The sequence below is a fragment of the Intestinimonas massiliensis (ex Afouda et al. 2020) genome (assembly GCF_900626285.1).
Lineage (GTDB): Bacteria > Bacillota > Clostridia > Oscillospirales > Oscillospiraceae > Flavonifractor > Flavonifractor massiliensis_A.
In genome coordinates this window covers 2,867,898-2,889,382 of record NZ_LR131147.1, presented here as the reverse complement: position 1 = coordinate 2,889,382, position 21,485 = coordinate 2,867,898, and the positions used below count along the sequence as shown (strand labels likewise).

Annotated in this window: 18 protein-coding genes and 1 riboswitch; of the genes, 11 read left to right on the top strand and 7 right to left on the bottom strand. The window is 64.8% G+C overall.

All coding sequences use genetic code 11. The annotated features are described in order from the left end of the window. Nucleotides 1-400: 400 nt before the first annotated feature. The 4 genes from E0E41_RS14215 to cysK all read left to right on the top strand — a co-directional run bounded on the left by E0E41_RS14215 (nucleotide 401) and on the right by cysK (nucleotide 4,134). Complete coding sequence (locus E0E41_RS14215) at nucleotides 401-1,273, top strand: MetQ/NlpA family ABC transporter substrate-binding protein (protein WP_130870458.1); 873 nt, start codon at nucleotides 401-403, stop codon at nucleotides 1,271-1,273. Between the two features lie 117 nt (nucleotides 1,274-1,390). Then, nucleotides 1,391-1,864, top strand: a complete 474-nt coding sequence (locus E0E41_RS14210) for a sigma-70 family RNA polymerase sigma factor (RefSeq protein WP_130870457.1) — start codon at nucleotides 1,391-1,393, stop codon at nucleotides 1,862-1,864. After that, nucleotides 1,861-3,159: a DUF4179 domain-containing protein gene (locus E0E41_RS14205; protein WP_130870456.1), complete on the top strand. Its 1,299-nt coding sequence runs from the start codon at nucleotides 1,861-1,863 to the stop codon at nucleotides 3,157-3,159. Before E0E41_RS14210 ends, E0E41_RS14205 begins: the two co-directional genes overlap by 4 nt. Before the next feature lie 63 nt (nucleotides 3,160-3,222). Continuing rightward, the gene (gene cysK, locus E0E41_RS14200) at nucleotides 3,223-4,134 is read left to right on the top strand and encodes a cysteine synthase A (RefSeq protein ID WP_130870455.1); all 912 of its coding nucleotides are present in this window, start codon (nucleotides 3,223-3,225) and stop codon (nucleotides 4,132-4,134) included. Nucleotides 4,135-4,169: 35 nt separating this feature from the next. Here cysK and E0E41_RS14195 read toward each other — a convergent pair whose 3' ends face one another. Beyond that, complete coding sequence (locus E0E41_RS14195; RefSeq protein WP_165450558.1) at nucleotides 4,170-4,865, bottom strand: helix-turn-helix domain-containing protein; 696 nt, start codon at nucleotides 4,863-4,865, stop codon at nucleotides 4,170-4,172. 72 nt (nucleotides 4,866-4,937) lie between these two features. Then, a complete protein-coding gene (locus E0E41_RS14190) occupies nucleotides 4,938-5,384 on the bottom strand; it encodes an RrF2 family transcriptional regulator (protein WP_130870453.1) in 447 nt (148 codons plus the stop codon). 306 nt (nucleotides 5,385-5,690) lie between these two features. On the opposite strand from E0E41_RS14190, the gene aroF reads away from it, so the two are divergent. Then, nucleotides 5,691-6,707, top strand: a complete 1,017-nt coding sequence (aroF, locus tag E0E41_RS14185) for a 3-deoxy-7-phosphoheptulonate synthase (RefSeq protein ID WP_130870452.1) — start codon at nucleotides 5,691-5,693, stop codon at nucleotides 6,705-6,707. A 3-nt stretch (nucleotides 6,708-6,710) separates the two neighbouring features. Further along, nucleotides 6,711-7,571: a prephenate dehydrogenase gene (locus E0E41_RS14180; protein ID WP_130870451.1), complete on the top strand. Its 861-nt coding sequence runs from the start codon at nucleotides 6,711-6,713 to the stop codon at nucleotides 7,569-7,571. Between the two features lie 52 nt (nucleotides 7,572-7,623). On the opposite strand, the gene metK is transcribed toward E0E41_RS14180, so the two are convergent. The 3 genes from metK to E0E41_RS14165 all read right to left on the bottom strand — a co-directional run bounded on the left by metK (nucleotide 7,624) and on the right by E0E41_RS14165 (nucleotide 11,254). Further along, complete coding sequence (gene metK / locus E0E41_RS14175) at nucleotides 7,624-8,805, bottom strand: methionine adenosyltransferase (RefSeq protein WP_130870450.1); 1,182 nt, start codon at nucleotides 8,803-8,805, stop codon at nucleotides 7,624-7,626. Nucleotides 8,806-8,877: 72 nt separating this feature from the next. After that, nucleotides 8,878-8,971: riboswitch (SAM riboswitch) on the bottom strand. Between the two features lie 79 nt (nucleotides 8,972-9,050). Next, entirely contained in the window at nucleotides 9,051-10,295 is a 1,245-nt protein-coding gene (locus E0E41_RS14170; RefSeq protein ID WP_130870449.1) for an adenosylhomocysteinase, read from the bottom strand. Continuing rightward, on the bottom strand, nucleotides 10,292-11,254 hold the full coding sequence (locus tag E0E41_RS14165) for a radical SAM protein (RefSeq protein ID WP_130870448.1): 963 nt from the start codon (nucleotides 11,252-11,254) through the stop codon (nucleotides 10,292-10,294). The genes E0E41_RS14170 and E0E41_RS14165 overlap by 4 nt, the downstream gene beginning before the upstream one ends. A 218-nt stretch (nucleotides 11,255-11,472) precedes the next feature. Between E0E41_RS14165 and E0E41_RS14160 the strand changes: the two genes are divergently transcribed. Together E0E41_RS14160 and E0E41_RS14155 are read left to right on the top strand one after the other, a co-directional pair. Beyond that, complete coding sequence (locus E0E41_RS14160; protein WP_130870447.1) at nucleotides 11,473-13,791, top strand: polysaccharide pyruvyl transferase family protein; 2,319 nt, start codon at nucleotides 11,473-11,475, stop codon at nucleotides 13,789-13,791. A gap of 79 nt (nucleotides 13,792-13,870) precedes the next feature. After that, nucleotides 13,871-14,749, top strand: a complete 879-nt coding sequence (locus E0E41_RS14155; protein WP_242623792.1) for a rhomboid family intramembrane serine protease — start codon at nucleotides 13,871-13,873, stop codon at nucleotides 14,747-14,749. A gap of 42 nt (nucleotides 14,750-14,791) precedes the next feature. On the opposite strand, the gene E0E41_RS14150 is transcribed toward E0E41_RS14155, so the two are convergent. Next, on the bottom strand, nucleotides 14,792-15,964 hold the full coding sequence (locus E0E41_RS14150) for a tRNA(Met) cytidine acetate ligase (protein ID WP_130870446.1): 1,173 nt from the start codon (nucleotides 15,962-15,964) through the stop codon (nucleotides 14,792-14,794). A 162-nt stretch (nucleotides 15,965-16,126) separates the two neighbouring features. Here E0E41_RS14150 and E0E41_RS14145 point away from each other — a divergent pair, with 162 nt between their 5' ends. After that, on the top strand, nucleotides 16,127-17,323 hold the full coding sequence (locus tag E0E41_RS14145) for an acetate/propionate family kinase (protein WP_130870445.1): 1,197 nt from the start codon (nucleotides 16,127-16,129) through the stop codon (nucleotides 17,321-17,323). A 353-nt stretch (nucleotides 17,324-17,676) separates the two neighbouring features. After that, a complete protein-coding gene (locus tag E0E41_RS14140) occupies nucleotides 17,677-18,207 on the top strand; it encodes a cob(I)yrinic acid a,c-diamide adenosyltransferase (RefSeq protein ID WP_130870444.1) in 531 nt (176 codons plus the stop codon). A gap of 36 nt (nucleotides 18,208-18,243) precedes the next feature. Here E0E41_RS14140 and E0E41_RS14135 read toward each other — a convergent pair whose 3' ends face one another. Next, nucleotides 18,244-19,338, bottom strand: coding sequence for a 5-bromo-4-chloroindolyl phosphate hydrolysis family protein (locus tag E0E41_RS14135; protein WP_130870443.1), 1,095 nt, complete (start codon nucleotides 19,336-19,338; stop codon nucleotides 18,244-18,246). A gap of 281 nt (nucleotides 19,339-19,619) precedes the next feature. Between E0E41_RS14135 and E0E41_RS18750 the strand changes: the two genes are divergently transcribed. Next, nucleotides 19,620-21,380 carry a VanW family protein gene (locus E0E41_RS18750; protein WP_207303223.1) on the top strand — a complete coding sequence of 587 codons (1,761 nt, stop codon included), beginning with the start codon at nucleotides 19,620-19,622 and terminating at the stop codon, nucleotides 21,378-21,380. The last annotated feature ends 105 nt before the right edge of the window (nucleotides 21,381-21,485 follow it).

Here is a 21,485-nt window from a genome sequence, read left to right as displayed (position 1 = left end):
CCTTTTTTAGGTACAATCGCCGGTTGACAGGAGGGACAGACGGTTGTAAACTAAGTGCAACCCAAAGGGAACTGAATAACGCCCCTCAAACGCGAGGAAGAGAAGAGTAACCGTTAAGATACGGCACAGAGAGCCCGGATTGGTGGGAACGGGTGCGGAAGGTTTCGGTGAAGATGGTCTCGGAGCGGCGCACCGACTGCGTGAATGCGCATAGGCTGCGACGGGAGCGCCCGTGAGCGCGCAGGAGTATGGCTGTACTCCATAAGGCCCCTGCCGTGAGGCATGGGTGAAGCAAGGTGGTACCACGAAGCGAAAGCTCTCGTCCTTGAAATTTCTTCAAGGGCGTTTTTTTGTGCTCGCATTTGGGAAGAAACCACAAGATGAAAAGGAGAAATGAACCATGAAGAAGCTTGCCTCTCTGCTCCTCACCGGCGTGCTGACCGTCGGCCTGCTGGCCGGCTGCGGCTCCACCACCGGCAATGCCGAGACCCCTGACGCCGCCAATTCCCAGACTCCCGCCGCCGAGACCAACACCAGCCTGGAGGGCACCGTCCTGAAGGTGGGCGCCACCCCCGCGCCCCACGCTGAGATCCTGGAAGTGGTGAAGGACATCCTGGCCGAGCAGGGCATCACCCTGGAGATCATGCAGTACAACGACTACGTCCAGCCCAACAACGCCGTGGAGGACGGCTCCCTGGACGCCAACTACTTCCAGCACATCACCTACATGAACGACTTCAATGAGGAGTACGGCACCCACCTGGTGAGCGCCGCCGAGGTCCACTACGAGCCCATGGGCCTGTACGCCGGCAAGACCACCAGCCTGGACGCGCTGGCTGACGGCGCCCTCATCGGCCTGCCCAACGACGCCACCAACGAGGGCCGCGCCCTGCTGGTGCTCCAGCAGGAGGGCCTGATCACCCTGGCTGACGACGCCGGCATCACCGCCACCATCAACGACATCGTGGAGAATCCCAAGAACCTGCAGTTCTCCGAGATGGAGGCCGCTCAGCTGCCCCTGCGCCTGGCCGACCTGGATATGGCTGTCATCAACGGCAACTACGCCATTGACGCCGGCCTGTCCATGGACGACGCCCTGGCCGTGGAGTCCGCCGACGGCGAGGCCGCCCAGGCCTACGTCAACGTGCTGGCCGTCAAGGAGGGCCGGGAGAACGATCCCGCCATCCAGGCTCTGGCCGCCGCCCTGTGCAGCGATGAGGTGAAGACCTTCATCGACGAGACCTACAACGGCGCCGTTGTGGCTGTTTTCTAAAAAGAACTTCCAACCAAGCAAGGCCCGCCGGACGGCGGGCCTTGCTTTTTTCAAATCCCGCAATCAGAATGCCGCCTCACTCCGTCTAATGGGCGGAACGAGAAAGGAGGGAGGACCTTGACCGAGCTGGAATACCTGGAGCGGGCGGAGGGAGCCCGGGGCAAGCTGTACCGGGCGGCCCTGCTCACTTTGGGCAGCGAGAGCGCCGCGGTGGACGCGGTGGACGAGGCGGTGTACAAGGGCTACCTGGGCTGGCGGAAGCTGCGGGAGCCAAACTACCTGGAGACCTGGCTGGTGCGCATCCTTATCAACGTGTGCCGGGACGAGCTGCGGCGGCGGAGGCGGGAGCTGGCGGTGGAGGAGCTGCCCGACACCGCCGGGGAGCAGTTCGACGCCCTCCCCCTGAAGGAGGCCGTCCGCCGCCTGCCCGCCCAGCTGCGGGACGTGATCGTCCTGCGGTACTTCACCGGCCTGACCCTGGAGGAGACCGCCGCCGCCCTGGACCTGCCCCGGGGCACCGTGTCCACCCGCCAGCGGAAGGCCCTGGCCCTGTTGAAGCTGGATCTGACCGAGAAGGAGGGAGCGTCATGAACCGACAGCAGGAATACTGGGACCTGATCCGTCAGCTGGATCAGACGCCGGAAGCCCTGGACGGCACCGCCCGGCGGGCCAAGGCCCGGGCACGCCGCCGCCGGATGGGGAAGCGGTGGGGCATCTCCCTGGGGAGCGCCGCCGGGGTGTGCGCCGCCTTTGTCCTGGCGGTCAATACCCTGCCCACCTTCGCCCTGGCCTGCGCCAACGTCCCCGTGCTGCGGGAGCTGGCGGCGGCGGTGGCCTTCTCCCCCAGCCTGTCCGCCGCGGTGGAGCACGACTACGTGCAGTATATCGGCCAGAGCCAGAGCTTTGACGGCACCACCCTCACCCTGGAATACGTCATCGCCGACCAGCAGCAGATGGTGGTGTTCTACCGGGTGGACGGAGGGGAATACCCCTGCTACACCGCCTCCTGCGACCTGAAGGACGGCAGCGGCACGCCCCTGTCCGGCTACTCCGTGGGCAGCACCACCAGCGCGGAGGAGCTGAAAAAGCTGGAGATCCACTTCAAGGAGCTGGAGGAGATCCCCCAAACCCTGACCCTGGAGGTGGAGCTGCTGGGCAGCGACCAGGCGGGGGAGGACCACCCCCTGGACCACGTGTTCCCCTTCACCATCACCCTGGATCCCCATAAGACAGCCCCGGCGGTGGAGGTGCCGGTGGGGCGGTGGGTGGAGGCGGACGGCCAGCGGCTGCTGGTGGACCGGCTGGAGCTCAACCCCACCCGCACCGCCCTCCATCTTGCCGGCGACCCGGACAACACCGCCTGGCTGGAGGACCTGGAGTTCCACTTCACCGACAGGGACGGCACGGTTTATGACGCCATCGACGGCACCGTCTCCGCCTCCGGACGGTACACCTACTACTTCCAGAGCCTGTACTTTGTAAAAAACCCGACCGACCTGACCCTCCACCTGGACGGGGCGGCGTGGCTGGACAAGGAGGCTCAGCCGGTGACAGTGGACCTGGCCGCAAACACCTGGACCGGCACTCTGCCGGAGGAGGTGACCGGCCTGACGGCGGAGCGGCGGATCAGCCGGAGCGGGGAGCAGCACTGGGTGGTCAAGGTGAGCTGTACCGTGAGCCGGTCCCCCTTTGAGCTGGAGTTCCGGGACCCGGAGGGAGGTACCCACACCACCGGGGGCTACAGCATGCGGGGCGACCGGGAGGCCCCGGGCCATTACGAATTCGAGTATATTCTGGAGGACTACCTCTGGGACAGCGCGGTCTTTACCCTCAGCTTCACCAGCACCGATGCCCTGGACATAGACCTCCCCCTGGGAGATTCATAAATTCCTATTGATTTTGTGGGGATTGTGTGGTATCCTTGACAAAAACAACGGGAGGTCTGTTCCATGAAGATCGCGGATTCCATCTATCAGCTCATTGGCAATACCCCCCTGCTCAAGCTGGCCGACAACGGCAGCGGAGTGGTGCTGGGCAAGCTGGAGAGCTTCAATCCCCTGTCCTCCGCCAAGGACCGGGCGGGGCTGTATATGATCCTGGACGCCGAGGAGAAGGGGCTCTTAAAGCCCGGGGCCACCATCGTGGAGCCCACCAGCGGCAACACCGGCGTGGCTCTGGCCTACATCGGCCGCCAGCGGGGGTACAAGGTGGTGCTCACCATGCCCGAGACCATGAGCCAGGAGCGGCGGAGCCTGCTGGCCGCTCTGGGGGCGGAGCTGGTGCTCACCGAGGGGGCCAAGGGCATGAGCGGCGCCATTGCCAAGGCGAAGGAGCTGCTGGATACCGTGTCCGGGTCCTGGATGCCCGACCAGTTCAACAACCCGGCCAACGCCCGCGCCCACTATGAGACCACCGGCCCGGAGATCTGGCGGGACACCGACGGCAAGGTGGATGTGCTGGTGGCCGGGGTGGGCTCCGGCGGCACCGTCACCGGCGCCGGCCGCTACCTGAAGGAGCGCAACCCCAACGTCACCGTGGTGGCGGTGGAGCCCGCGGAATCCGCCGTCCTGTCCGGCGGCAAGCCGGGGCCCCACAAGATCCAGGGCATCGGAGCCGGCTTCGTCCCCGGCACCCTGGACCTGGGGGTGGTGGACAAGGTGCTGCCCGTCCCCGGCCAGGCGGCCATGGACACCGCCCGGGAGCTGGCCCGGGGCAAGGGCGTGCTGGTGGGCATCTCCTCCGGCGCGGCCTACTGGGCCGCCCTGGAGCTGGCCAAGGACCCCGCCTTCCGGGACAAGACCATCGTGGCCGTCCTCCCCGACACGGGAGAGCGCTACCTGTCCACCGGCATTTACAGCTAAAACAGAAGGGACGCTGCAAAGCAGCGTCCCTTTTCTTATGGCTTGGGGAATCGGAGGAACCACAGGGCTCCGCCGAGGATGATGTATAGCTGGGGATGGCGGGTATTGAAGATCATCAGATAGCTGGTCAGAGTGCTATGCACCGGGATGGCGGGAAAAGACAGACTATCCCGCTTGCCGGAGAGGAGTTGGGGCAGCTGGATAAGCCCTGCTGTCAGAACGGGGAGTAACAGAACCAATTCCAGCCCCAGCAGGATCAGCAGCCCCCGCCGGAGCCGGGTCACCCGGGTCCCATCCGCCAGCGGCTTCACCGCCCGGGTCAGGCTCGCCGCCTGGAGGACGCACCACCCCAACACCGCCCACCGGGCGGGCAGCAGCAGGGCAGAGAGGACCATGGGAAGGAGCGCGGCGAGGCGCTTGATCATCTGGTTCATGGTGGGCGAGGCGAACACGAAGAACAGGTGGATGGCCAGCAGGATCAGGCAGCCGATCCCCAGCCGCTTGACCATCCGCCGCCGGTCCAGGTCCGCCGGCAGGCCGTAGAGCACCTGGTTCACGTCGGCATCCAGCACCCGGGCGATGTTCACCAGCATGTCCAGGTCGGGGCGGCTGCGGCCGTTCTCGTAGTTGGACACCGTCTGCCGGGTGACGAACAGGGCCTCCGCCAGCGCCTCCTGGGTCATGCCCTTCTTCTCCCGCAGGGCTTTGATGTTCTTGCCGATATCCCGCATATCCGTATCACCTCGTCTCCAGGATAGGCCGGACCGGCACATTTGTCACGCAAAGATCCTTTTACATCCGGCTCAGCCGGCGTTTTTTCCGTCCTCCGGGCATTTTTCGTGGTAGCGCTTCACCAGGTCCGCCAGGGTCAGATGGTCCACCACGCTGGACACGGCGGCCTGGATATCCCGCCACACCTCCACCGTCACGCACTGGTCCGCCCGGCTGCACCGGCACACGTCGTCGGCGTCGGCGCAGCTCACCGGGGCCAGATTGCCCTCCAGGGTGCGGAGGATCTCCCCCACGGTGTACTCCTCCGGCGGACGGGTCAGCAGGAAGCCGCCGCCGGCCCCCCGCACTGAGCGCACCAGGCCCGCTCTCGACAGCTGGGTCACGATCTGCTCCAGATATTTATCAGAAATCTCCTGCCGCTGGGCCACGTCCCGGAGGGGGACCGCCGCGCCGTTGCTGTTCAGCGCCACGTCCAGCATCAGCCGCAGGGCATAGCGCCCTTTTGTGGAAATCTTCATGTGCATCCCTACCTTAGTTTGTTGCCCAATATAATACCACATTGTCGGTAGGAATTCAAGAAAAATTTCCTCTTGACTTTCGCACCAAAAAGTGCTAAAGTATCTTCCAAGGAAAGGAGGGTGTGTCCCTGTGAAGTACGTCGCCGGTTATGCGTATGGCTATTACCGCTGCTATTTTGTCAGCGGCGATTCTGCCTGCCCATGACCGGCCAGTGACTGGACCACCTTCCGAGAGAGGGGTTGAAGGGACCGCGGCCGCCTTGGGGCGGCTGCGGTCCCTTGTTTTTTGCAGAAAGGAGCATTCCTATGGTAGTGATTATGAAGCCGGGCTTTACCCCGGAGCAATTGCAGCAGGCCATCCGCACCATGGAGGAGGGCGGCGTGAAGGTGATGGTGTCCAAGGGCACCGAGACCACCATCCTGGGCGCCGAGGGCAACGCCGCCGGCATCAATCAGGAAAAGCTGTCCCTGCTGCCCGGCGTGGAGCGGGTCATGCGGGTCACCGAGCCCTACAAGAAGGCCAACCGGAAGTACCACCCGGACGACAGCCTCATCGACCTGGGCAACGGCACCCTGGTGGGGGGCAAGAAGCTGGCGGTCATCGCCGGGCCCTGCTCGGTGGAGAGCGAGGAGCAGATCGTGGAGGTGGCCCAGGCGGTGAAGGCGGCGGGGGCCGTCGCTCTCCGGGGAGGGGCCTTCAAGCCCCGCACCTCCCCCTACTCCTTCCAGGGCATGGGCAACGACGGCATCCGCCTGCTCCAGGAGGCCAAGGCGGTCACCGGCCTGCCCATCGTCACCGAGATCATGTCCACCGACAATGTGGAGATGTTCGAGATGTGCGTGGACGTGATCCAGGTGGGGGCCCGGAACATGCAGAACTTCGACCTGCTGAAGCAGCTGGGCAAGACCACCAAGCCCATCCTGCTCAAGCGGGGCCTTTCCTCCACCATCGAGGAGTGGCTCATGAGCGCCGAGTACATCATGGCCGGGGGCAACGAGAAGGTGATCCTGTGCGAGCGGGGCATCCGCACCTTCGAGACCTTCACCCGCAACACCCTGGACCTGTCGGCGGTGCTGGCGGTGAAGCAGCTGTCCCACCTGCCGGTGGTGGTGGATCCCTCCCACGCCTGCGGCAAGGCCTGGATGGTGGAGCGGATGAGCATGGCCGCCCTGGCCGCCGGGGCTGACGGCCTCATCATCGAGGTCCACAACGACCCGCCCCACGCCCTGTGCGACGGGGCCCAGTCCATCACCCCCGACCAGTTTGCTGCCCTCATGGACAAACTGCGGGTGCTGGCCCCCTGCGTGGGAAAGGAGCTGTAAGGAATGAAAAAGACGCTTGCCATCATCGGCCTGGGTTTGATCGGCGGCTCGTTGGCCATCGCCCTGAAGGGCTTTGAGGATTTTGAGATCGTGGGGGTGGACGTGTCCCAGCCCACCCTGCGCTACGCCGCCGAGCATGGGGTGGGCGACCGGGTCACCGAGGACGCCGGGGAGGTGATCCCCCAGGCCGACGTGGTGGCCCTGGCCCTCCACCCCCAGGGGATTCTGGACTTTCTGGCGGCCTACCGGGACCGGTTCAAGCCCGGGGCTCTGGTATGGGACGTGTGCGGCGTCAAGTCCGCCATCCTGGAGGGGGCAAAGGTGCTGACCGACACGGTGGACTTCATCGGCTGCCACCCCATGGCGGGCACCGAGTTCTCCGGCGTGGAGCACGCCTTTGGGGAGATGTTTCAGAACTCCCACTTCCTGATGGTGCCCCGGGAGAGCAGCAAGCCGGAGCACATCGCCCTGCTGGAGCGGCTGGCGGCTTACATCGGCTGCAAGGACGTATGCCGCACCACCGGGGAGGACCACGACGCCCTCATCGCCTACACCAGCCAGATCATGCACATCATCGCCGTGGCGGTGTGCGACGACCCGGACCTGTTCGCCTGCCGGGGATTTGAGGGCTCCTCCTTCCGGGGCTGCACCCGGGTGGCCGCCCTGGACGTGGGCCTGTGGACCCAGCTGTTCTCCCTGAACCGGCCCGCCCTGCTTGCCGTGCTGGACCGGCTGATGGGCAATCTCCAGTCCTACCGGGACGTGCTGGCCTCCGGCGACCGGCAGGCCCTGGCCAGGAAGCTGGCCTTCTCCGCCGCCCGGAAGCGGCAGATGGACCTGCCCGGCCCCGACCTGCTGGCATAATAAGAAAAACCGCCCCGTTCCATGCGGAACGGGGCGGTTTGCCGTTTTCCGATTACAGGTAGCTCTTCAGGGTGTCCACCATGTCGGTGTGCTCCCAGGGCAGGTCGATGTCGGTGCGGCCGAAGTGGCCGTAAGCGGCGGTCTGCTCGTAGATGGGACGGCGCAGGTCCAGCTTCTCGATGATCTTGGCGGGACGCATGTCGAAGTGCTTGTTGACGATCTCGGACAGCTTGTCCTCGTCCAGCACGCCGGTGCCGTAGGTGTCCACCAGCACGGACACGGGATGGGCCACGCCGATGGCGTAGGCCAGCTCGATCTGGCACTTGCGGCACAGGCCGGCGGCCACCAGGTTCTTGGCGATGTACCGGGCCATGTAGGCGGCGGAGCGGTCCACCTTGGTGGGGTCCTTGCCGGAGAAGCAGCCGCCGCCGTGAGCGGCGGAACCGCCGTAGGTGTCCACGATAATCTTACGGCCGGTCAGGCCGGTGTCGCCCACAGGGCCGCCCACCACGAAGCGGCCGGTGGGGTTGACGAAGAACTTGGTGTCCTTGGTGATGTACTGGGCGGGGATGATGGGCTTGATGATCTCCTCCACCACGGCCTCCCGCAGGTCCTTCAGGGCGATGTCGGGGTCGTGCTGGGTGGACACCACGATGGCGGGGCAGGAGAGCACCTTGCCGTCGTCGCCGTACTCCACGGTGACCTGGCTCTTGCCGTCGGGGCGCAGCCACTTCAGCTTGCCGGCCTTGCGCACGTCGGAGAGCTGGCGGGACAGCTTGTGGGCCATGGAGATGGGGGCGGGCATCAGCTCAGGGGTCTCGTCGCAGGCGTAGCCGAACATCATGCCCTGGTCGCCGGCGCCGATGCGGTCGGCCTCGTCCTTGCCGCCCTCCTGGAGCTCGTAGGACTCGTTGACACCCATGGCGATGTCGGGAGACTGCTCGTCAATGGCGGTCATCACCGCGCAGGAGCGGTAGTCGAAGCCGTAGGCGGGATCGGTGTAGCCGATGCGCTCCACGGTGCGGCGGACGATGGAGGGGATGTCGGTGTAGTGCTTGGTGGTGATCTCGCCCATCACCGTCACGATGCCGGTGGTGGTGAAGGTCTCGCAGGCCACGTGGGCCGTGGGGTCGGCGGCCAGGATGTCGTCCAGGACGGCGTCGGAGATCTGGTCGCATACTTTGTCGGGATGCCCCTCGGTGACGGACTCCGAGGTAAACAGACGGTGTGCCATAGTTGTACCTTCCTTTCTAAGCTGGAGCAAAAACGCGCCCCGCCGGACGGCGGAGCGCGCTGAGCTCATCCATCCTCATCTTTCGACTTTCTCGCCGGATTTGGCACCTTGCCACGCAGGTTGCCGGGTTTCATCGGGCCGTTCCCTCCACCGCTCTCGATAAGGCTATTCAATTGACTGTGGCCTATTTTAATGGCTTTTTCCCACTTTTTCAATAGACAAATAGACCAAATTGTATAGTTCCCTTACGCCTTCCAGCCGTTCAGGTAGTCCACCTGCTCGTCGGTGAGCTTGTCGATGGACAGGCCCATGGCAGCCAGCTTCACCCGGCCGATCTCGTCGTCGATCTCGGCGGGCACCTGGTAGAGCTTCTTCTCCAGGCTGTCCTGGTGGCGTACCAGCCACTCCAGAGCCAGGGCCTGGACGGAGAAGGACATGTCCATGATCTCGGCGGGGTGGCCGTTGCCGGCGGCCAGGTTGACCAGCCGCCCCTCGCCGATGATGTTGAGCACCCGGCCGTCGGGCAGGGTGAAGCCCTCGATATTCTCCCGGCGGACCTCCCGCTTCACGGCCATCTCCGCCAGGCTCTTCACGTCCACCTCGCAGTCGAAGTGGCCGGCGTTGGTGAGGATGGCGTTATTCTTCATCACCTCAAAGTGCCGGGGGACGATCACGTCCTTGCAGCCGGTGACGGTGACAAAGACGTCGCCGTACCTGGCGGCCTCGTCCATGGGCATCACCCGGAAGCCGTTCATGGTGGCGTCCAGGGCCTTGAAGGGGTCCACCTCGGTGACGATCACGTTGGCCCCCATGCCGGCGGCCCGCATGGCCACGCCCTTGCCGCACCAGCCGTAGCCGGCCACCACCACGGTCTTGCCTGCCACCACCAGGTTGGAGGTGTGCATGATGGCGTCCCACACGCTCTGGCCGGTGCCGTACTTGTTGTCATAGTAGTGCTTGGCTTTGGCGTCGTTCACCGCCATCATGGCGCAGGGCAGGATGCCCTCCCGCTCCCGGGCCTTCAGCCGCAGGATGCCGGTGGTGGTCTCCTCGCACCCGCCGATCAGGTTCTCACCCAGATCGGCGCACTTGCCGCCCAGCAGGTCGATCAAATCGCCGCCGTCGTCCACCACCAGGTGGGGCTTGAACTTCAGGGTCTCGATGAGCAGCTTCTCATACTCCTCGCCGGTGGCGCCGTGGATGCCGAAGGTCTCCACACCCAGGTCGGCCAGGCCGGCGGCCACGTCGTCCTGAGTGGACAGGGGGTTGGAGCCGGTGAGCCGCACCTGGGCGCCCCCCTTGCTCAGCACATAGCCCAGATTGGCGGTCTTGGCCTCCAGGTGGACGGACACCGCCACCCGCAGCCCGGAAAAGGGCTTCTCCTTCTCAAAGCGGGCCTCGATGCCGCCCAGGGCGGGCATGAAGTCCCGCACCCAGCTGATCTTCCGCCGGCCGGAGGGGGCCAGGGACATATCCTTTACAATACTCATACCGTTCCTCCTTGGGGTGCGGCCTCAGACAGACTGGGCCCGTCCCAGAAATCCAAAGTAAGCAGGGGCTTGGTCTTGCGGAAGGCCTGGATCCGCCGGTGCAGGTCCAGCAGCTGCTCCCGGGTGGGAGAGGGAGGCCCGCCGTAGGCCGGACAGGTGAAGAACCAGCAGAACTTGGCCCCGGCGTCGATCACCCGGTCGTAGTACTCCTCGGTGGCCACCCGCTGCCAGTTGTCCGCCGTGCAACGGCAGGCCACGCCGAAGGGCAGCTTGTGGGCCTTCAGCAGGGACGCCGCCCGCACCGCGTTGGCGGGGTCGGCGTCCACCTGGATGGCGGGGAACAGGTTGCCCACCCGCAGCAGGTCGCCGCACAGGGTCTCCGTAATGGCGGCGGGGGGCGTGAAGGCGGCAAAGACGCAGTCGGTGTGCTTGTTGCACAGGGCGATGCTCTCCTCCTCATGGGACAGGGGGTCCCCCACGCTGAAGATAAACAGGTGACACCCCTTGGCCTTCCGGGCGTCGATCTCCTCGTCCAGGCTGTCAAACTCCATGGAGGGCCGCACCCCGAAGATGGAGGCGCCGCAGCCGGCGCAGTCCATGTTGCAGGGGAAGTCGGGGTCAATGACCACCGACCAGGGGGCCTCGTCCTGGTTGATGCGGCCCGCCGCGTTGCGGGCGGGCCAGTCCAGCAGCCCGCCGTAGATGACGAAATTCTCAAAGATCTTTTTCAGGACCCGGCTGTCAATGTCCGTGTACAGACTGCGGATCAGCTGGTTCCAGTTGTTGTTTGGGTCGGTCATGGCCCGATGGAACAGGTCCCGGTAGGGAAGGGGAAGCTTCTCCCCCGCGTATTTATCCACCCACTCCATGAGCCGGGGCAGGTTGCTGTCCGGGTCCCGTTCCAGACAGTCCAGCGCCTTGGCGATCCCGAACGCCCGCAGGCGGGCCGGTATGCTCATAGGCATGTGCGCTCCTTTCCCGGAGAAACTTGATCTCACAATATTAGGATAATTGTATCATACTTGGGACAAGCCCGCAACGCCATAGACAAAATACATTGGCTGTTCAGATTTCCGACAAAAGGGAAAGAATGTCTAACGTGCCCCGCCATTGACAAGACAGAGCGGGGCGGGATATACTAACTTGGACCGATCTGTACTTTCTGGGAGTGAATTGTATGCGCGCCGGACTTATCACCTTCCATTTTGCCCATCATTACGGGGCCCAGCTCCAGGCTCTGGCCACCATGAAGGCCATTCAGGGCCTGGGCCACGACTGCGAGATCATCGACTACCGCCTGCCCCACACCACCCGCACCAACCAGCTGTTCAAAAAGAGCGCCTCGGTGCGGGCCATGGCCTCCGACGCCCATACCGCCCTCCACTACGCCGCCTTCCAGCGCCGCTTCAACCGGTTCGAGGCCTTTGTGGCGGAGGAGATGGCCCTCTCCCCCCGGCGGTACACCAGCGAGGACCAGCTGCGGGACCATCCGCCGGAGTACGACGTGTACGTGGCGGGCAGCGATCAGATCTGGAACCCCTATATCTTTGCGAATAAGCAGTTCGACCCCGCCTTCCTGCTGGACTTCGTGACGGAGGGGCGGCGGATCGCCTACGCCCCCAGTCTGGGGGTGCCCCGTCTGCCGGAGGACAAGGCGGCGGAGCTGAAACGGTATCTGGAGCCCTATTCCGCCCTCTCCGTCCGGGAGAAGCGGGGGCAGGTGGTGCTGAAGGAGGCGGCGGGCCGGGACGCCCGGGTGGTGCTGGATCCCACCCTGCTGCTGAACGGCGACGACTGGGGCAGGCTGGCCAACCCGGACCGGCGGCAGGGACCCTATATCCTGTGCTACTTCGTCTCCGACCCCGGGGAGGCCGCCCCCTACGCCCTGGCCCTGTCGGAAAAGACCGGCTGGCCCATCGTCCAGCTGGCGGGAGCCCGGCGGAAGATCGACGGGGCCTCTGAGCTGGTCTTTGACGCTGGCCCCAGGGAGTTCCTGGCCCTGTTCCGGGACGCCGCCGCCGTGGTGACCAACTCCTTCCACGGCGCCGCCTTCTCCCTGCAGTTCAAAAAGAACTTCTTCACCTCCATGTCCCCCAAGGAGCGGGCCGAGCCCACCTTCTCCCGGATCTACAGCCTGCTGTCCCGGCTGGGGTGCGCGGACCGGATCATCGGCCTGGACACCACCGCCCCCCTGGAGGCCGAAATGGACTATGACCAGGTGTATGAGCGGCTGGAGGAGGCCCGGGCCGATTCCCTGGCCTACCTGAAGGGGGCCCTGGAGGGCACCGGGCTGCCGGCGGAGGAGCCGGAGCCCGCCGCCCCTGCCAGGCCGGTGCTGTGTAAAGCGGAGGACTGCACCGGCTGCACCGCCTGCGCCGCTATCTGCCCGGTACACGCCATCGAGATGAAGGCCGACCACGAGGGCTTCCTCCGGCCGGTGGTGGGGGAGAGCTGCATCCTCTGCCGCAAGTGCGAGGCCACCTGCCCCATGCTCCACCCCCCGGTGCCCGGCCCCGGACCGGAAAAGGCCCACGCCGTCTGGAACTCCGACGAGGCCGAGCGGGTGAAAAGCTCCTCCGGCGGCTTCTTCTCCCTGCTGGCCCGCCGCGTGCTCTCCCAGGGCGGGGCGGTGTTCGGCACCGTGCTGGACGAGGACATGACCGCCCGCCACGTGTGCGCCCGGACCGAGGAGGAGCTGGCCCCCATGCGGGGCTCCAAGTACGTCCAGAGCGACCTGGGGGACAGCTTCCATCAGGTGAAGGAGCTGCTGGAGGCCGGTACGCCGGTGCTCTTCTCCGGGGTGCCCTGCCAGGTGGACGGCCTGAAGCACTATCTGGGCAAAAACTATGAGAACCTGCTGACCTGCGACCTGGTGTGCCACGGGGTGCCCTCCCCGGCGGTGTTCCGCGCCTGGCTGGACGGCCTGGAGGCCGCCCACGGCGCCAAGGTCACCGGGGTGCGCTTCAAGGACAAGTCCCACGGCTGGTCCCACCCCTGGCTGACGGTGACCTTTGCCAATGGGGACGTGTACACCCAGGACTTCAACCGCACCCCCTACGGACGGGGCTTCGGCATGCAGCTTTTCCTCCGCCCGGCCTGCGCGGTGTGCAAGTACACCTCCACCAGCCGCCCCGCCGACTTCACCCTGGCCGACTACTGGGGGCTGGACCCCAAGCTGGAGCTGCCGGTGGAGCGGGACAAGGGCGTGTCCATGGTGCTGGTGAACAGCGCCAGGGGCCAGGTGGTGTACGATTCCCTGGCCGGGCAATTCGGCCAGACCGACCGGCCCCTGGCCGAGGTGGTGGCGGGCAACCCCCGTCTGGCAAGTCCCCTGAAGGCCAACCCCAAGCGGGGGGCCTTCTTCGCCGCGTTTTCCACACTGCCCTTCCCGGAGGTGGAAAAAAAGTTCCTGTCCCTGCCGCCCCTCCACTACCGGGCGGCGGCAAAGGTGCTCACCCCGGGCATGAAGGACAGGCTGCGGAAGATCCTGAAATAAAAGTTTACAATTTATTCGGAAATTCCTGCCGCGGAACTGGTATGATACCAGTTACCGTGTAATTGGGAGGTAACATCCTTTGAGAAGATCCGTCGATACCTGGCTGGACCGGTTCGCGTACAGCCATCCCCGCTTCGGCATCCCCCATCTCATCAACTATATCCTGGTGGGCAACGTGGTGATCTACCTGCTGGACCTGTTCTCCAACGGCTACGCCACCGCCCTGCTGGGCCTGAGCTTTGACGCCATCCTGAACCTGCAGCTGTGGCGGCTGGTCACCTTCATCTTCGTGCCCGACGCCAGCAAGCCCATCTGGTTCGTGGTGTCCCTGTTCTTCTACTACTTTCTGGGCAATACCATGGAGCAGCAGTGGGGCACCGCCAAGTTCAGCCTCTTTTACCTGTGCGGCGCGGTGCTCACCTTCCTGGCCAGCATCGTCACCTACTTCTGGAGCGGCGGGCTGTTCAGCTATATGATCAACCTGTCCGCCGTCCACTCCACCCTGTTCCTGGCCTTCGCCACCCTGTTCCCCGAGGCCCAGATCCGGGTCTACTTCATTCTGCCGGTAAAGGCCAAGTGGCTGGCGGTGTTCTATGTGTTCGTGGAGCTGTGGGATATCGTCAGTATGAACCGGGCCTTCCTGCCTCTGATGCTGCCCATCCTGCTGCCCGCCCTGCTGGCCTCCTGGATCAACTACGCCCTGTTCTTCTGGTCGGACATCTCCGCCTTCTTCCGGCGGATCGTGGGCACAACCCGCCACCAGAACTCCAAACAGACCATCAACTTCAAGAAGGCCACCAAACAGGCCCAGCAGCAGAAGGGCTACATTCACAAGTGCGCCGTCTGCGGCAAGACCGACACCGACTACCCCGACGAGGAGTTCCGCTACTGCTCCAAGTGCAACGGCTACTACTGCTACTGCTCGGAGCACATCCACAACCACGTGCACATCCAGTAAAACAGCACCGGCGGGCGGCCAGATGGCCGCCCGCCGGTTTTGTCATTGGGTGCGCACCACCGGGCTGGTGGTGTACTCCAGGCCGCAGGGCTTTGGAGTGGGGAAGCACAGGCCGTACAGGTCGGTGTACCGGGCCTCCGCCTCAAAGAGCCGCCGGGCCGGGCCGTCCAGGGCTTTGGCCTGGGCGGGCTTGGTGAGGACAGGCAGGGAACAGCTCCCCTTCATCCGCTTCAGAAGGGCCTGGCCCCGCTCGTTGAGCCCCAGCACCCGCACATAGGGGACCACCGATGGGCGGTCCTCTTGTTTCAGGCCCAGGAAAGCGCCCACCGCCAGCCGCCGCAGCCGGGCGTGGGTGTACCGCTTGGTCTTGGCCAGGGTGTAGAATTCCTCCAGCGAGCGGGCCTCCCGGGCCGCCCGCACCAGCCGGGCGGGGAGCCCCTCCGCCGCTCCGCTGTCCGGGAGAGCAGCCCAGTCGGCCTCCCCCGTGGTGCGCAGCCTGGCCAGCACCGCCCGCTCCGCCCAGGTGAGGGCGGCGGGCTGACCCAGAGCCTCCAAAGAGCCGCCGGGCAGGAGGGGGGCGGCCTCGTCCGTCCGGCCTTCCCGCAGCAGGGACCGGATGTGGGAGGCGGAGGCGAAGCCGTCCAGATGTCCCGCGCTGTCGTGGCCCGCACCCCGGCGGGCCACCGTCATGGGGGTGATGGCGCTGTTCAGGGCGTGGAGGGCGCGCAGGTATTCCACCCCCAGGTTGTTGTTGGGGGTGGACAGACAATCACAGCCCGCCGCCTCCTGCCGGGCGGCGGGGAAGGAGAGGCCCCGGTCCAGGGCGGCTTTCAGCTTCTGGGGGTAGCCGGGCCCGTCCAGGGCGGCGGCGGCGGAGCGGAGGGGGGACAGGTCCCCGTCCTCGCTGCCGAAGGACAGCACGTCCACCACCCCGGCGGCGGCCAGCAGGCCCACCGCCCCCCGGGCGAAGGCCTCCGCCGAGGCCATGGCCCAGGGGGTAGGCAGCTCCAGCACCAGGTCGGCCCCACCGGCCAGAGCAAGGGCGGCGCGGGTCCACTTGTCCGCCACGGCGCAGTCCCCCCGCTGGACCCAGTGGCCGCTCATGGCGCACACCACCGCCCCGTGGGGCCCCAGGGCTTTTCGGGTCTGAGCCAGATGCCAGGCATGGCCCAGATGGAATGGATTGTACTCCGCCACGATACCGGCGACCGTCATAGCCGTTCCTCCAAACGGAAAGAGGAAAAAAATCCTGCTTTCTGATAAAATGCGGGTTGTCCTTTTTGGAAAAAAGGGATAAAATAATACGTGCGAGTTTATTTTACTACACAACCGGTTGGCTCACAAGCCATAGTTCACAAGTAAGGAGAGATGGAACCCATGAAAGTTCTGGTTATCAACGCCGGCAGCTCTTCCCTGAAGTATCAGCTGATGGACCCCGAGACCCGGGAAGTGCTGGCCAAGGGTCTGTGCGAGCGCATCGGCATCGACGGCCGTCTGACCCACAAGATCCCCGCCAAGGACGCCAAGTACGAGTTTGAGATCCCCATGCCCACCCATGCCGAGGCCATCCAGTCCGTGCTGGACGCCCTGCTGGACAGCGAGCACGGCGTGATCAAGAGCGCCTCCGAGATCGACGCTGTGGGTCACCGGGTGGTGCACGGCGGCGAGAAGTTCGCCTCCTCCGTGCTCATCACCGACGAGGTCATGGCCGCCATCGAGGAGTGCATCCCCCTGGCTCCCCTCCACAACCCCGCCAACATCACCGGCATCAAGGCCTGCCAGAAGGTCATGCCCGGCGTGCCCATGGTGGGCGTGTTCGACACCGCCTTCCATCAGACCATGCCCGCCAAGAGCTACATCTACGCTCTGCCCTACGAGTACTATGAGAAGGACAAGGTCCGCCGCTACGGCTTCCACGGCACCTCTCACCGCTACGTGTCCGCCCGGGCCGCCGCCATGCTGGGCAAGCCCATCGAGGAGCTGAAGATCATCACCTGCCACCTGGGCAACGGCTCCTCCGTCGCCGCCGTGGACTGCGGCAAGAGCGTGGACACCTCCATGGGCTTCACCCCCCTGGCCGGTCTGCCCATGGGCACCCGCTCCGGCGATCTGGACGCCGGCATCCTGGAGTACCTGATGAACAAGTACGGGTACGACATGAAGGAAATGATGAACATCCTCAACAAGAAGTCCGGCGTGCTGGGCATCTCCGGCGTGTCCTCCGACTTCCGTGACATCGAGAATGCCGCCAAGGAGGGCAACAAGCAGGCTGCTCTGGCTCTGGAGGCCTTCCAGTACAACGTGAAGAAGCTCATCGGCGCCTATGCCGCCGCCATGGGCGGGGTGGACGCCATCGTGTTCACCGCCGGCGTGGGCGAGAACGACGCCAACACCCGGATGGCCGCCGCCTCCGGTCTGGAGTTCATGGGCGTCAAGATGGACGCCGAGGCCAACAAGGCCCGGGGCAAGGAGACCGTCATCTCCGCGCCCGACTCCAAGGTGAAGGTCCTCCTCATCCCCACCGACGAGGAGCTCATGATCGCCATGGATACCGCCGCCATCGTCAAGGGCTAAAAAAAGCAAAATATCCCGGGGCTTGCGGAAAGTCCCGGGATATTTTTATCTCTATCTCATCACGCGTGACGGCGTGTTGTTTCTGGTCTGCCCCCACAGCCGGGGGGCAGTCACAAAGGCTGGCCGGTGTTCCGAACGCGCCGCGGCGGCATATGACCTTCCGCACGTTCCCGGCGCCCGCCTTTATTTCGTTCAGCTTGGCTGTGACTATAAGATACCACCTTTTTCCCGGCGGCAGGTGGACAAACTTTGAAAGTTATGTAAACGAATTGTGAACCGGGGCGCGTTCCTGTGTTGCATAAGGCGGTCCCTTCTGGTATACTGGTGCCATCAATTCAAAATGAGGTGACACCATGGCGGATCAGCAGGGACTGGTACAGATCTACTACGGCGACGGAAAGGGAAAGACCACGGCGGCCTTCGGCCTGGCCTTCCGCTGCGCGGGCTGGGGCCGGAACGTGGTCATCGCCCAATTCCTGAAGAGCGGGGCCGGCGGCGAGGTGAAGGCGGCCGAGCGCTTTCCGGAGCTGACGGTGCTGCGCACCAAGGACATCCACAAATTCACCTTCCAGATGAACGACGAGGAGAAGGCGGCCACCGCCGTCAACTGTCAGGAGCTGTTCCGGCAGGCCACCGCCCTGGCGGCGGAGCAGCAGGCCCGGCTGCTGGTGCTGGACGAGGCGATTGACGCCACCTACGGCTTCCTGCCCATGGACGAGCTGTGCGCCTGGCTGGACAGCCGGCCGGAGGGGCTGGAGGTGGTCATCACCGGCCACAGCATCCCCCAGGAGCTGGCCGACCGGGCGGACTACATCTCCCACGTGGTGAAGGAGAAGCACCCCTACGACAGAGGGGTCATGGCCCGCAAGGAGATCGAGTTTTAACAAAAAAGCAGACACCAATTGGTGTCTGCTTTTTTGTTATCCGCCCAGGGTCATGCCGTCCCCGGACAGGCCGTCCTTTTCCAGCATCTGCTCCAGCACCTGCACGTCGGTGGCAATGTCCATGGCGTCATCCTGGAACAGCTTATCCAGCTGCTTCTCGAAGCCGTCCACCACCTTGTCCATCATGCCCTCGATGCGCTCCTTGGCCGAGCGGATGTTCTCCCCCTCGATGCCCTGCTCCTCCATCCGGGCGTAGGCCTTCAGGATCTTCAGGGTGGTGGGCAGGTAGTAGTTCAGGAAGCTGCGCAGCTGGCCCGCACGGTTGGGGTGCTGCTTCTGGAAGGCGAAGATCTTGCCGGTGATCTCCCCGATGCGGTCGATCTTCCGGCTCATCACCTCGTCGTCGATGTCATCGTTCAGCCGCCGGATCTCATTGAGCACCGCGTTGTCGTCGTTCATGTCCAGGGGGGCGTCCTCCGGCGGGGCCTCCTCTTCCTTTTCCTCCGGCGGGTCCTGGAGCCCCTCGTCGCTGAGGATCAGCCGGCCGGTGGACATGTCCAGGTAGCCCGTCTCCAGAATGCCGTCGTCCAGCATGTCCTGGAGATCGCTGCAGGCCTTCCGGAAGGACACCGGCATGGCCTGGGCCAGGGTGGTGATGGACACGCTCTCCCGCCGGCCGATGAGGGCCAGGTACTTGCGGAACCGCTTGACCTGCTTGTTCCGCCGCACTCCCGCCCAGGTCAGGGCCAGACCGCCCAGGAAGAAGCCGGTGATGGGGGACATGACGGCCAGGGCGTTCAGAAAGCCGGAGCCCACCGCCAGGATGGGAAAGCCGCTGACCAGGGCGATGCCGAAGATAATGGCGATGACGATGCCCGCCACCATCATGCCCTTGCCCCGGTTCAGGTCGATGGGCTTGCCCTGCCTGCCCCGGTTCATGCCCTGGGTGCCGGGCGCCGCCTGCCGGGGCGGCTGGTAGGTACCCGCCTGCCGCCGCCGGGAGCCGCCCAGCAGCTTGCGCAGCAGCAGAAACAGGCCGATGGGCCAGACGCTGATGAGCAGGACGATTGTGACGATCCAATACACCAGATCCTGGGAATCCGGTGCATTCCGGTTCTGATAGCTTGCCATGGGCCATGCCCCTCTCGTTCTCGGTTGGATTTGCGATTGCTATTGTATCACAGAAGTGTTAAAGATTTGCTGGATAACTTCTTTAAAAAAGATAAAAGATGTACGTGATTTTATGATACCGCGAAATGACCGGGCTGTAAAGCGGTTTCAGGGGGCGGTGTAACCGTTCTGTAATTGCATTTCCGGGACAGAGTTACTATAATGGTGGACATTGGGGGACCTTTTTCCCCTGAGAATAGATTGAATCCCGCCGGAACGGCGGGATCTCTGGAGTGAGAACAATGGGATCTGTTGAAGGAAAACGGGTACAGCCCTCCGGCGGCAGGCCGGGTAAGGGCAAGATCGTTTTGATTGCGGTCATCGTAGTGGTGCTGGCGCTGCTGGCGGGCTACGTAGGACTGTGCGCCTGGGTGGGCGGGAACACCTTCCTGCCCAATACCACCATCGCCGGCATCGACGTGGGCGGCCAGACCAGAGAGCAGGCGGCGGACACCCTGGAGCGGGGGGTGGCGGAAAAGCTGCCCCAGCTGTCGGTGAGCTTCACCTGCGAGGGCAGGGAGTACACAGTTCCGGGCGGCGCGTTCACCGCCTATACCGAGGACGCGGTGGGCTCGGCGGCTGAGGCCCAGAGCTCCGGCTTCCTCCTGCGGGGGGTCCGCTACCTGTCCGGCCTGACGGGCGGTCAGCAGTACGACCTGTCCGTGGCCCTGAGCGGCACCCCCAAGGCGGTGGAGGAGGCCATCCGGGACTGCGCCGACGCGGAGGCCCAGACCACCTGGACCTTTGAGAACAATGAGCTGGTGTTCCACAAGGGGATCACCGGCCGCACCATCGACGTGGAGACCCTGTCCGCCGCCCTGGAGGAGCGGATGAGCCAGGAGCTGTCCGGCACCGCCTCCGGGGAGGAGGCCACGATAGAGGCCCAGGTCACCACCGCTCCGCCGGTGGACCCGGACTTCGCCGCCATCAAGAGCGAGATCTGCGTGCCGGCGGCCGACGCCTACCTGGACGCCGACACCTACGAGATCGTCCCCTCGGTCACCGGGGTGGACTTTGACGAGGAAGAGGCCAAGACCCTGGTGGACGCCGCTGAGGAGGGGACCGACGTCACCGTGCCCGTCACCCTGACCCAGCCCAAGATCACCACCGAGGACCTGAAGGCCAACCTGTTCAAGGACGTGCTGGGCACCGGCTCCACCAAGTGCTCCAGCCCCTCCGAGCGGTGGTACAACATCGACCTGGCCGCCAGCCGGGTCAACGGCACCATCCTCATGCCCGGCGAGGTGTTCTCCTACAACGACCACTGCGGGCCCTACACCGTGTCCAGCGGCTACAAGAAGGCGGGCACCTACCAGAACGGCCAGAGCATCGACGCCACCGCCGGCGGCATCTGCCAGCTGTCCTCCACCATCTACTGGGTGACCCTGAAGGCCAATCTGGAGATCGTGGAGCGGAACAAGCACGCCTTCAACGGCGGCTACATGCCGGTCATCGGCACCGACGCCACCGTGTGGAGCGATCAGCTGGACTTCCGGTTCAAGAACAATACCGATTACCCCATCAAGATCGAGACCTATCAGGACAAGAGCCACTACCTCCATGTGACCATCTACGGCACCGACACCACCGGCATCCACGGAGAGCCGTACAGCGTCACCGTGTCCACCGTGCCCTACAAGAACACCTACCAGCCCAAGGACAGCATCCCCGTGGGCAGCGCCCCCCAGCGGGACACCAACTTCCCCCGCTACAACGGCGTGACGGTGGATGTGTACCAGAAGCTGGTGGACAAGAACGGCAAGACCGTGGACACCATCTTCCTGTACCGCAACACCTATAAATCCTCCGACGCGGTGTACTACTACAACCCGGCGGACGCCGCCCGGCTGGGCATCAATACCTCCACCGGCCTGATGACCGAGACGCCGGTGACCACCACGCCCTCGCCGACACCGACCACCACGCCGACTGTCACGCCGACGCCGACACCTACTCCGGCGGCCACACCTACGCCGGCGGCTACCCCCACCCCGACGGCGTAGGTGTGGCCGCCGGAGTAGGTGTCGGCGTCTGCGTGGCAGTCGGCGTGGTGGGCGGTGTCTGTGTCTTATGCACATCGTACGCTGGTGTCGGTGGCGCTGGTTGAG